The 11,151-nt window shown below is 71.7% G+C and carries 10 protein-coding genes; 7 read left to right on the top strand and 3 right to left on the bottom strand.

All coding sequences use genetic code 11. The features are described 5' to 3' along the window. Positions 1-95: 95 nt before the first annotated feature. Positions 96-1,268: a carbohydrate ABC transporter permease gene (locus ACFUC1_RS18585; RefSeq protein ID WP_379122461.1), complete on the top strand. Its 1,173-nt coding sequence runs from the start codon at positions 96-98 to the stop codon at positions 1,266-1,268. Continuing rightward, a complete protein-coding gene (locus ACFUC1_RS18580; RefSeq protein WP_379122459.1) occupies positions 1,265-2,119 on the top strand; it encodes a carbohydrate ABC transporter permease in 855 nt (284 codons plus the stop codon). The genes ACFUC1_RS18585 and ACFUC1_RS18580 overlap by 4 nt, the downstream gene beginning before the upstream one ends. Positions 2,120-2,402: 283 nt before the next feature. On the opposite strand, the gene ACFUC1_RS18575 is transcribed toward ACFUC1_RS18580, so the two are convergent. Next, entirely contained in the window at positions 2,403-3,320 is a 918-nt protein-coding gene (locus ACFUC1_RS18575; protein ID WP_379122457.1) for a hypothetical protein, read from the bottom strand. Between the two features lie 129 nt (positions 3,321-3,449). Here ACFUC1_RS18575 and ACFUC1_RS18570 point away from each other — a divergent pair, with 129 nt between their 5' ends. Further along, positions 3,450-3,719, top strand: a complete 270-nt coding sequence (locus ACFUC1_RS18570) for a hypothetical protein (RefSeq protein ID WP_379122455.1) — start codon at positions 3,450-3,452, stop codon at positions 3,717-3,719. Positions 3,720-3,908: 189 nt separating this feature from the next. On the opposite strand, the gene ACFUC1_RS18565 is transcribed toward ACFUC1_RS18570, so the two are convergent. Further along, entirely contained in the window at positions 3,909-4,295 is a 387-nt protein-coding gene (locus ACFUC1_RS18565) for a hypothetical protein (RefSeq protein ID WP_379122454.1), read from the bottom strand. A gap of 90 nt (positions 4,296-4,385) precedes the next feature. Between ACFUC1_RS18565 and ACFUC1_RS18560 the strand changes: the two genes are divergently transcribed. The 3 genes from ACFUC1_RS18560 to ACFUC1_RS18550 all read left to right on the top strand — a co-directional run bounded on the left by ACFUC1_RS18560 (position 4,386) and on the right by ACFUC1_RS18550 (position 8,572). Next, entirely contained in the window at positions 4,386-4,949 is a 564-nt protein-coding gene (locus tag ACFUC1_RS18560; protein ID WP_379122452.1) for a DinB family protein, read from the top strand. A gap of 90 nt (positions 4,950-5,039) precedes the next feature. Next, entirely contained in the window at positions 5,040-6,458 is a 1,419-nt protein-coding gene (locus ACFUC1_RS18555) for a magnesium chelatase (RefSeq protein WP_379122450.1), read from the top strand. A 41-nt stretch (positions 6,459-6,499) separates the two neighbouring features. Beyond that, entirely contained in the window at positions 6,500-8,572 is a 2,073-nt protein-coding gene (locus ACFUC1_RS18550) for a VWA domain-containing protein (RefSeq protein WP_379122463.1), read from the top strand. A 21-nt stretch (positions 8,573-8,593) separates the two neighbouring features. On the opposite strand, the gene ACFUC1_RS18545 is transcribed toward ACFUC1_RS18550, so the two are convergent. Next, positions 8,594-9,340, bottom strand: coding sequence for a hypothetical protein (locus ACFUC1_RS18545; protein ID WP_379122448.1), 747 nt, complete (start codon positions 9,338-9,340; stop codon positions 8,594-8,596). A gap of 259 nt (positions 9,341-9,599) precedes the next feature. On the opposite strand from ACFUC1_RS18545, the gene ACFUC1_RS18540 reads away from it, so the two are divergent. Further along, a complete protein-coding gene (locus tag ACFUC1_RS18540; protein ID WP_379122446.1) occupies positions 9,600-11,003 on the top strand; it encodes a DUF222 domain-containing protein in 1,404 nt (467 codons plus the stop codon). The last annotated feature ends 148 nt before the right edge of the window (positions 11,004-11,151 follow it).

Here is an 11,151-nt window from a genome sequence, read left to right as displayed (position 1 = left end):
CCCGACGCCTCGCACGCCGCCCGCCACCACTCCTGACCCACCCCCGCACTCCCGTTCCCCCGGCCGCCGCGCGGCGGCACGCCCCAGGAGGACCCATGACCCAGCTCGGCAGCAGCGCGAACCAGGCGGTGCGCACGGAGGCCCTGACAGCGACCGCCCGCACCCCCCGCGGGCGGGGCGGACGCGGCGCACCTGGCGGCCGCGGAGCCGGTGCGGGGAAAGGGATCCGCAGCGGTGAGGGCGTGGCCGGGTGGGTCTTCGTCAGCCCGATGATCGTCATCCTGGGGCTGTTCATGGTGGTCCCGATCGTCATGGCCCTGTGGGTCAGCCTCACCAACTGGAACGGCTCGGTGAACCCGTTCGGCGGTGGCCCGGGAGCCGAGTTCGTCGGGGTGCGGAACTACAGCGACCTGTTCGTCCGCGACGGCCTCACGCGCTCCAACTTCATGCAGTCGATCGGCAACACCTTCTGGTACGTGCTGTTCGTCGTGCCCCTGCAGACGGTCCTGGCCCTCGGGCTCGCACTCCTGGTCAACAACCGGATGCTCAAGGCCAAGGGCTTCTTCCGCACGGCGTTCTACTTCCCGTCGGTGACGAGCTCGATCGCCATCTCGACGGTCTTCCTCTTCCTGTTCTCCGCCACGGGCGCGGTCAACGCCCTCCTGGGCGCGATCGGCGCCGGCCAGCCGAGCTGGTTCACCGACGACCGTGGCCTGGTCCACCTGCTGTTCAACGCCGTCGGCGTGGACAACCCCGGGTGGGCACAGGGCCAGATCCTCGGCCGCTCGCTGTGGGACTGGGTCGCAGGACCCTCCGTCGCACTCAGCGTCATCATCATCCTCGTCGTGTGGACGACGTCGGGGACGTTCATGCTCATGTTCATCGCGGCGCTGCAGGACCTCCCCGTCGAGATCGACGAGGCCGCCGCCCTCGACGGCACGAGCGGCTGGCAGAAGCTGCGCCACGTCACCATCCCGATGATCCGGCCGACGCTCTTCCTCGTCATCACCCTGGGGCTCATCGGCACCTGGCAGGTCTTCGACCAGATCTACGTCATGGGCAAGGGCAACCCCAACGGCACGACGCTCACACCGGCATACCTCAGCTACCAGCAGAGCTTCGGCAACTTCAAGTACGGATCGGGTGCGGCCATGGCGTTCGTCGTCTTCGCGATCATCGTGGTGCTCACCCGGATCCAGCGCTGGGTGCTGACCGACAAGGACGAGCGTCGACCTCTGCTGCGCCGGTCGAAGGCGGTGGCCCGGTGAACCGCCGTACCAGCCCGCTGCGGCAGGTGCTGCTCTACGTGGCCCTCGCGCTCTTCTCGGTCCTGTTCATCTACCCGTTCCTCATCCAGATCGCGACGTCGTTCAAGACCGACCCGGACGCCGCGGCCCACCCGCTGTCGCTGGTCCCCAACCCCTTCGACCTGCACGCGTGGAAGCAGATCTTCGGGCAGGGCGCCGGCAGCGTGCCCTTCATGCGGTGGTTGTCGAACTCGGTGGTCATCGCCGTCGTCGTCACCGTGGGTCGCGTCTTCCTCGACAGCCTGGCCGGGTATGCGTTGTCCCGCCTCAGGTTCCGCGGGCGCGGCTTCGTCTTCGCGGCCCTGCTGGCGGTGATGAGCGTGCCCAGCGTCGCGCTGCTCATCCCGAAGTTCCTCATGGTCAACTACCTCGGGATCTACGACACGTATGCCGCGATGATCCTGCCGCTGATCGTCGACGGCGCGGGCGTCTTCATCATGAAGCAGTTCTTCGACTCGGTGCCGGTCTCGATCGAGGAGGCCGCCAGGATGGACGGCGCGAGCATCTTCCGCACCTTCTGGTCGGTCGTGCTGCCCATGGCACGGCCGGCCCTGATCACGCTGACGATCCTGTCGTTCCAGGGGTCGTGGAACGAGTTCTCGCACTTCCTCGTCGTCACCCGGGGCACCCCCGAGCACATGACGCTGGTGACCGGTCTCGCCAGCCTCGTCAGCGGACAGCTGGGCACGGGCACGCAGTACCCGCTCAAGCTGGGCGCGGCCCTGCTCACGACGATCCCGGTCGCCGTCATCTTCTTCGCCCTCCAGCGCCACTTCATCCGCGGCGCCAACGAGGGCGGCGTCAAGGGCTGACAGGGCCCTGCTGGTGCGCCCTCCCGCCACCCTGACCGGCCATGAAGGACAGGAACAGCACCCGCGACCTCATCCGCGCACCGATGTCCCCGGCCTGCGCTGCGGCGACTGCCAGCCACACCCACCAAGCCGGGCTTCCGGCAACGGCGTGGAAGAGGGCGCACACGATGGCCGGGGCCAGCATCGACCATCCGCATCCGTCTCCGGCCCTTGCGCGGATCGCGACGTGCCCGGCAGCCGCACCTCACCGACGCGGAACCTCGCCGGCCGGCGCCACCGACCGTCAGGCGTACGGGAGCATGGACTGCACCCAGGCCATCCGGTCGTCGACGTTGTCGGGTGAGGGGTCGACGAGGCACAAGGCGGCTCGAGCCGTTCGCCCCTCGAGCCCGTCGAACAGGCTGTGGTCGTGCTCAATCGACGTGAGGTAGGACCGGATCTCGAGCTCGGCCCCGTGCAGCAGCTCGCGGTCGAGCCGCTCCTGCTCCCACATCTGCAGCACGGGTCGAAGGTGTGGCAGCAGTTGCGCGGGAATCCGGCCCCGGTCCTGGACGTGTCGGCCAATCCACCTCATGACCTGTCGGAACTGGATCTCCGCCAACGGCCCCAGATCGTCGACATCGTGGTCCTCCCAGTCCGGACGTTCCCAGTCGGAGGGGCGGGGCAGACCCATGCTCGGCGCGTAGTCGGCCAGCCAGTAGAGCATGGCGTCCGTGGGGTTGCGGGTGGTCCACCTCGCTGGCCCGGTCACCGGGGCCACCGACACCCGGTACACCTCCTGGGCAGCACCCCATGCGACGCCTTCCCCGGCGCCCCAGTCGTGTGTGCCCATGACCTCGACACGCACCAGCGAATCGCTGCTCGACGTCAACAGCGTTCCTTGCGTGTTCCCGAAGTGGTCGTAGATACGCAGCTCGTTCTGCGGGGTGGGGACCATGACCGTCGACGACGCGGCCTCACTGTCGGGCAGGCTGTCCGGGCTTTCAAAGGCGCACCAGTCCACTCGAACGTGACCTGACTCCGCTGCTGCCATGACCTGAAGACGAGGCCCGCACCGCAGGACGAGCCCGTCGAACTCGCCGCCACCACCCGGGTCGTCCGGGTCCGTCGACTCGTCACGTGCCGCCCCCTCGGCGACCAGGCCCCACCTGTGGTGGTCGAACCAGAACTCGTGGCTGACGTAGCGGTCCAAGCTCCCCATGCGCGCGAACCCTGCCACAGTTGGGCCCAGAGCGTTGCGTCATCCAGGCACCGGCGCCTGACAGATACCGAGTCGTGGAGGTGGCCCGAGGTGCGAAGCGGTTTCCCTCATGCCGTTGCTCTCTGCGGCGTGTCCCTGGCTGCTTCGGTGCTCGGTGGCTGTGGCGAACCTGGCCTGGTCGTGACGAATCGCACCGACCGGCCGGTGCAGATTCGGCTGACCCACGATCTCACCATTCTGGTTGCGGACATCGGAGCCCACGAGACCACGCGCATCGGCCTTTCGACTGGCGCCGACGACTGCAACTCGGACGTCGGCTATTCCGCCTACCACTCGACAACGGAGGTCGTCGCTACTCTGCACCGCGCCTGCCAAGGGGACACGTGGACCATCGGGTGACCCACCCATCCGCGGGGAGCTCGTCAGCGGAGACGCTGAGGCCAGAACCCCGGTGGTGCGAGGTGCTGCGGAACTGTCGTTGACCATCCGCGCCAGCCCTCTGACGGCTGGCCCACTCGAGTTGCGGATGCCCTCGGGGCCGCCACTGGTCACACCCGGATGCCACACCAGAGTGGCGGAGGCCCGGCCTCAGAGCCGGGGTACGTAGCGCTTGCCCTGCAAGGCGTCGTAGACCAGGCCGGCGCTGCGGCGTGCGGCGAGCAGCCGCACGCCCTCGGCCTCGAGGTCGGCGAGCACCTGCGCGAGCCCCTCGTCGGTGAGGTGCTCCCCGAGCTCCACGCGCACCTCGCGGTACGCCTGCCGCATCGCGACGAGCTGGGCCTCGATGTGGCGGGTCGCGAGCCAGGCGAGCGCCACCGGCTGGCGGCGCCACGAGGCGTAGAGCCGGTAGTCCGCCGGGCAGAAGTCGAGCAGCCACGACACCGCCGGCACCTGCCACCCGTCGGCCTCGGGGGGCGGGACGAGCGGCGGCCAGCCCGGCGGCACGGCTGCCGTCCGGGGCTGTTTGTCGAACACATGTTCGAGTGTAGGACAGCTCCCCGGGAGCTGCGGAACGACCGGGAAATCAGGTCACGAACTGGCCGGAAGAGCTCCTACGCTGGATCCATGGACACCTCCTCGCCCCAGACACAGCACGCCTCCCCCGGCTCGCGCGAGCGCGACGACATCGTCGAGACGCTGCGCCGCCACCGCGGCTTCCTGCTGTTCACCGTCCGCGGCATCACCGACGAGCAGGCCCGCACCCGGACCACCGTGAGCGAGCTGACGCTCGGCGGCCTCATCAAGCACGTCGCCGAGACCGAGGCCAACTGGGCGACGTTCATGACCGAGGGCGCCGGCACCGCCCCCGACATCGACTGGTCGTCCATCGACTGGCAGAACCCGCCGCCGGAGGTGGCTGCCTTCCGGGACTCACACCGCCTCACCGAGGACGAGACCCTCGCCGGGCAGCTGGCCCGCTACGAGGAGGTCGCCGCCAGGACCGACGAGCTCGTCCGCACCCTCGACCTCGACACCGCGCACGAGCTGCCGAAGGCGCCCTGGTTCGAGCCGGGCGCGACGTGGACGGTCCGTCGGGCGGCGCTGCACATCATCGCCGAGACGTCCCAGCACGCCGGTCACGCCGACATCATCCGCGAGGCGCTCGACGGCCAGAAGACAATGGGCTGAAGCGGTTTCGCACTGCGCGGGCGCCGGGCGCGACCACCGGGGTGGACGCCCGGCATACCCAATCCGGGGCAACGGAGTTAGCGTGAGGCGGTGACGCACCCTTCCTCCGCGACCACCACCCCGACTCCCGCTCCCACCGCCCGCACCGTGGGCGAGCTGCGCGCCTCCGGCCACCAGCACAAGCCGCTGCGCCAGGAGGTCCGCGACAACCTGCTGGCCAAGCTCGCTGCCGGCGAGGACCCCTGGCCCGGCCTGCACGGCTTCGAGAGCACCGTGATCCCCCAGCTCGAGCGGGCGCTGCTCGCCGGGCACGACGTCGTCCTGCTCGGCGAGCGCGGCCAGGGCAAGACCCGCCTGCTGCGCAGCCTCGTCGGCCTGCTCGACGAGTGGACCCCCGTCATCGAGGGCTCCGAGCTCGGCGAGCACCCGTTCCACCCCGTCTCCCCGGCGTCCATCCGGCGTGCCGCCGAGCTCGGCGACGACCTGCGGGTGGCGTGGCGCCATCGCGACGAGCGGTATGCCGAGAAGCTCGCCACCCCGGACACCTCCGTGGCCGACCTCATCGGCGACGTCGACCCGATGAAGGTGGCCGAGGGCCGCTCCCTGGGCGACCCCGAGACGATCCACTTCGGCCTGATCCCCCGCAGCCACAGGGGGATCGTCGCGATCAACGAGCTGCCCGACCTGGCCGAGCGCATCCAGGTGGCGATGCTCAACGTCATGGAGGAGCGCGACATCCAGATCCGCGGGTACGTCCTGCGGCTGCCCCTGGACGTGCTCGTCGTGGCCAGCGCCAACCCCGAGGACTACACCAACCGGGGCCGGATCATCACGCCGCTGCAGGACCGGTTCGGTGCCGAGATCCGTACCCACTACCCGCGTGAGCTCGAGGACGAGATGGCCGTGATCCGGCAGGAGGCCGACCTCGTCGCCGAGCTGCCCGACCACCTCGTGGAGATCCTCGCGCGCTTCACCCGCGGGCTGCGGGAGTCCTCGTCGGTCGACCAGCGCTCGGGCGTCTCGGCCCGCTTCGCGATCGCCGGCGCCGAGACGGTTGCGGCCTCCGCCCTGCACCGTGCCACCCGGCAGGGTGAGGACGAGGCGGTCGCCCGCGTCGTCGACCTCGACAGCGCCGTCGAGGTCCTCGGCGGCAAGATCGAGTTCGAGACCGGCGAGGAGGGCCGCGAGCAGGAGGTGCTCACCCACCTGCTGCGCACCGCCGTCGCCGAGACCGCGCGCCGCCACCTCGGCGGCATCGACCTGGGGCTGCTCGTCTCCGCCCTGGAGAACGGTGCCAGTGTCACGACCGGCGAGCAGGTGTCGGCGCGCGACGTGCTGACCGGGCTGCCGGTGCTGGGCGAGTCCGACCTCTACGACCAGCTGGCCGACCGGCTGGGCGCGACGACGGACGGCGGACGTGCCGGTGCCGTGGAGCTGGCGCTCGAGGCGTTGTACCTCGCCCGCCGGATCGACAAGGACAGCGCCGACGGCGAGACGGTCTACGGATGAGCGAGTCCCCAGGTGTGCCGGGCGGCCGCGGGCCGCACGGGATGGCCCGGGGGCACCGGGCCCGCTACGCCCGGTACTCGGGTGGTCCCGACCCGCTCGCTCCCCCCGTCGACCTCGCCGAGGCCCTCGACGCCATCGGCGAGGACGTCATGGCCGGGTACTCCGCGGAGCACGCCATGCGCGAGTACCTCCGCCGCGGCTCGCGCCAGCAGACGGGGCTGGACGACCTTGCCGCCCAGGTAGCCCGCAAGCGCCAGGAGCTCCTGCAGCGGCACTCGCTCGACGGGACGCTGCAGGAGGTCAAGGAGCTGCTCGACCGGGCGGTCCTGGCCGAGCGCAAGCAGCTGGCCCGCGACCTCGACGACGACGCCCGTTTCGCCGAGATGCGGATGGAGAACCTGCCCCCGTCCACCGCCGGCGCGGTGAGCGAGCTCGCCGACTACCAGTGGCGCAGCCCGTCGGCGCGCGAGGACTACGAGCGGATCAAGGACCTGCTCGGCCGCGAGGCCCTCGACCAAAGGTTCGCAGGGATGAAGCAGGCGCTCGAGAACGCCACCGACGAGGACCGCGAGGACGTGCGGCGCATGCTGTCCGACCTCAACGACCTCCTCGCGGCCCACCGCCGCGGCGAGGACACCACGGAGCAGTTCCGCGACTTCATGGACAAGCACGGCGACTACTTCCCCGACGACCCGCAGTCCGTGGAGGAGCTCGTCGACAGCCTGGCGCAGCGCGCCGCCGCGGCCCAGCGGATGCTCAACTCGATGACGCCGGAGCAGCGGGCCGAGCTGATGGAGCTGTCGGCCCAGGCGTTCGGCAGCCCCGACCTCATGGACGCCCTCGCCGACCTGGACGCGAACCTCCAGGCCCTGCGCCCCGGCGAGGACTGGTCGGGGTCGGAGCAGTTCGAGGGCTCACAGGGCCTCGGGCTCGGCGACGGCACCGGTGCCCTGCAGGACCTCGCCGCGCTCGACCAGCTGAGCGAGCAGCTGTCGCAGTCCTACCCGGGCGCGCGGATGGACGACATCGACGTCGACGCGCTGGCGCGGCTCGTCGGCGACGCAGCTGCGGTCGACGCGCAGACGCTGTCGCGCCTGGAGAAGGCCCTGCGCGACTCGGGCTACCTGAACCGCACCTCCGACGGCCAGCTCCGCCTCTCCCCCAAGGCGATGCGCCAGCTGGGTCGGGCACTGCTGCGCGACGTGGCACAACGGCTCTCCGGGCGGCAGGGACAGCGTGACGTCCGGCAGTCCGGCGCGGCGGCGGAGCCGAGCGGCGCCACCCGCGAGTGGCAGTTCGGCGACACCCAGCCGTGGGACGTCACCCGCACCGTCACCAACGCGGTCCTGCGCACGGCCTCGTCCGACGGTGGCCTGCCGGGAGGGCCCGCGGGCTCGGCGGCGAGCGGGAGGCGGGCACCCGGCATACGCATCGACATCCGCGACGTCGAGGTCGCCGAGACGGAGGCACGCACCCAGGCCGCGGTCGCGCTGCTCGTGGACACGTCGTTCTCGATGGCGATGGACGGGCGGTGGGTGCCGATGAAGCGCACCGCGCTCGCGCTGCACCACCTCGTGCGGACGCGGTTCCGGGGAGACCACCTGCAGCTCATCGGGTTCGGCCGACACGCCCAGGTCATGGAGATCGAGGAGCTCACCGCGCTCGACGCCGAGTGGGCCAAGGGCACCAACCTGCACCACGCACTCCTGTTGGCGCAGAGGCACTTCCGCAAGCACCCGAGCGCGCAGCCGGTGCTGCTCGTCGTGACCGACGGCGAGCCGACCGCCCACCTCGAGCCCGACGGCGGCGTCTACTTCGACTACCCGCCACACCCGCTCACGATCGCGTACAGCGTGCGCGAGCTCGACAACGTGGCACGGCTCGGTGCGCAGGCGACGTTCTTCCGGCTCGGCGAGGACCCGGGGCTGGCCCGGTTCGTCGAGCAGATGGCGAAGCGGGTCGAGGGACGCGTCGTCGCCCCCGAGCTCGACGACCTCGGGGCTGCGGTGGTCGGCAGCTACCTGGGCTCGCGTGGGGGCCGGGGCGGCGGGTCGTACCGCGACCACTTCGGCGACTGGTTCGGCGGCGGGCGGGGTTTCTGGGTCGACGACTAGAGCTGACCTCCGGGTCGGCGGCTAGAAGTCGAGCAGCAGCGGCTGGCGCTCGACGTACGCCTTGCCCGCCAGCGGCAGCAGCGTCGACAGCCCGAACCGGGCGCAGGTCTCCACGTCCGCGTCGCGGTCGGGGGGCCCGGCGGCCCGGATCGCGACGCGCTCCTCGCGGTCGGTGAGGCCGATGGCCTCGGCGACCTCCTTGAGCTCGAGCAGCAGGCGGCTCACCGGTGCCATCGTCGTCACCGGCCCGTCGGGGCGGGGCGCCCGGAAGACGCGGCCGCGGGTCTCCACGGGCAGCCACCACTCCGTACCGCTGAGCAGGCTGGGGAAGCGCGTCGGGGCGGCGCTGGCCGCCTGGTAGGCCTCCGCTCGCTGGAACTCGCGCGGGTCGTCGGCGTGCGCGCGCCGGAAGAGGCCGCCCCGCGCGGTGGGGACGAGCTCGGGGCGTTCGAGGTATGACGCGAGCAGCACCAGGCCGCCGTACTCGTCCCAGTCGGGCTTGTCGGTCCAGTACGGCAGGTCGTGGTGGTCCTCCCAGGGGGTGTCGCTGCCGAGGGCCGCGAGCAGCTCGCCCTGCCAGGTGCTGACCATCGCGTCGGCAGCCTCCTCGTCGATGGCCGTCCCGGCTGCGTCGTGGCCGCCCGGGGACTCGCCGAGGTGGAGGACCTGGACACGGCGGCCCGTCGCCGCGCCGACCTGCTGCACGACGGTCATCCAGTTGCGCGCGAGGTACCGCGACAGAGGCCCCACGTAGACGTCCATCCCCATGCCGGCAGGCTGGCACGACGACGGCAGGCGGGTGGCCGGGACCGACGGATGTCGACCGTTCGGGTGAGGTCGCTCGACCCGGGAGGGGTCCAGCACAGCTCCGGCGACGACGTGCGAGGCACCTCGGAGGGCACCACAGGAGGGCGGCCGGGGGGATGCACGAGAGCCACCGGAACCGGCAGAAGTCGTTGTGCCCCAGTCACTTTGGCCTCGTGCGCGTCGAGGTTCGGCTGTCGGTGGTCGCACCTAGGCTTGCCCCATGTCCACCGCAGACGAGGGCTTTGCCTGGCGAGGAGCCACCGGTCCCCGGCCCGTGCTGGCTGCGACCGTGGCGGCACTCGAGGCGATGACCTCGTCGTCACCCGAGCGGCTGTGGGCCCTCGACGAGGGTGAGGTCACGGCAGCGCTGCAGCTGCTCGGTCGCCTGTCGGCGTGCGTGGACGCCCACCTCGTCTCGGTCCTGGCGGAGGCGAAGCGGCGCAGCCTGGACAAGGGCGACGGGTGGGGGCCCGTGGACTGGGCTCGGGCCGTCGCACCCGACCTGCCCCAGCGCACGGTGCTGGCCGCCGACGCGGTGGCGGAGTGCGCGGACGAGCCGCGGCTGGCCGCGGTGGTGGGCGCTGCGACGTCCGCCTGCTCCGGCGAGACCGCCTCGAGCCTGCCGGTCGCCAAGGCTGCCCAGCTGGTCCGGTTCCACCGCTCCGTCCGCGGGCTGGCCGACCCGACCCAGCTCGACGACCTCACCGGCTTCCTGCTCGAGTCGGCCCGTGGCCGGGGTGGCCTGTCGGAGAGCGACCTGGCGGTGGCCCTGCGCCACACGGGCAACGAGCTCCGTTCGGACCGGCTGGTCGAGAACGAGGCCGACGTCCGGCGGGCCCACCGGTCGCTGGTCAAGGGCAAGGGCCCGTGTGGGCTGGCTCGATACACCCTGCTGCTCGACGACGAGGGGGCGGCCGTCGTCGACGCCGCAGTCGACGCCCTGGCCAAGCCGTCCCGCGACGAGGAGACCGGAGAGCTGGACCTGCGCACACCTGCCACCCGCCGGGCCGACGCCCTCCTCGACCTCGTCCACCGCGCCGCCGAGGCGCCCGAGGGCGTGCCCCGGCAGGCCAAGACGAGCCTGGTGGTGACGATCGGCCTCGACGTGCTGACCCGACGCTGCCGCGGTGCAGGTCTGACCTTCGGCGACGACCTGCTCACCACCGACACGGTGCGCCGCCTGGCGTGCGATGCAGAGGCGGTGCCGGTCGTCCTCGGGTCGCACGGGGAGGTCCTCGACCAGGGCCGGGCGATGAGGCTCTTCACGCGTGGTCAGGTCCGACACCTGTGGCTGCGGGACCGGCACTGCACGTTCCCCGGGTGCTCGAAGCCTGCACGCTGGACGGACGCCCATCACCTCGTGCACTGGGCCGACGGCGGAGCGACAGACGTCGGCAACGCAGCCCTTCTCTGCCGCGCCCACCACACGGTCGTGCACCGGCAGCGGTATGCCGGGTCGCTGGTCGAGGGCGACCACGGGCCGGTCGTCCGGTGGCAGCTCGTCCCCGGCTCGTACGACGACCTGGTCGAGGCGTTGCGGCGCACCCGCATCCGCATGGCGCCACCGGCCGACCCCGCCGACCCCGACGGCGCCGCGCCACCGCGACCACGGCCCTGCCCCTGACCCCGCCCGACCGGACGGGGCCTGCGGCCTGCCCGGCGACCGACTCCGCGACTCGTCCCGACCTGGCAGCGGGTCCGGTCCGCGCACAGAGAAGGGGTATGCCGCCGGGGGTCCCCACCCGGCATCCCCCGGGGGCGCACCCGTGGGG

The sequence above is a fragment of the Pedococcus sp. NPDC057267 genome, assembly GCF_042668795.1.
Classification (GTDB): Bacteria; Actinomycetota; Actinomycetes; order Actinomycetales; family Dermatophilaceae; genus Pedococcus.
The sequence above is the reverse complement of the archived record's forward strand: the minus strand, read 5'-3'. Positions and strand labels throughout refer to the sequence as shown.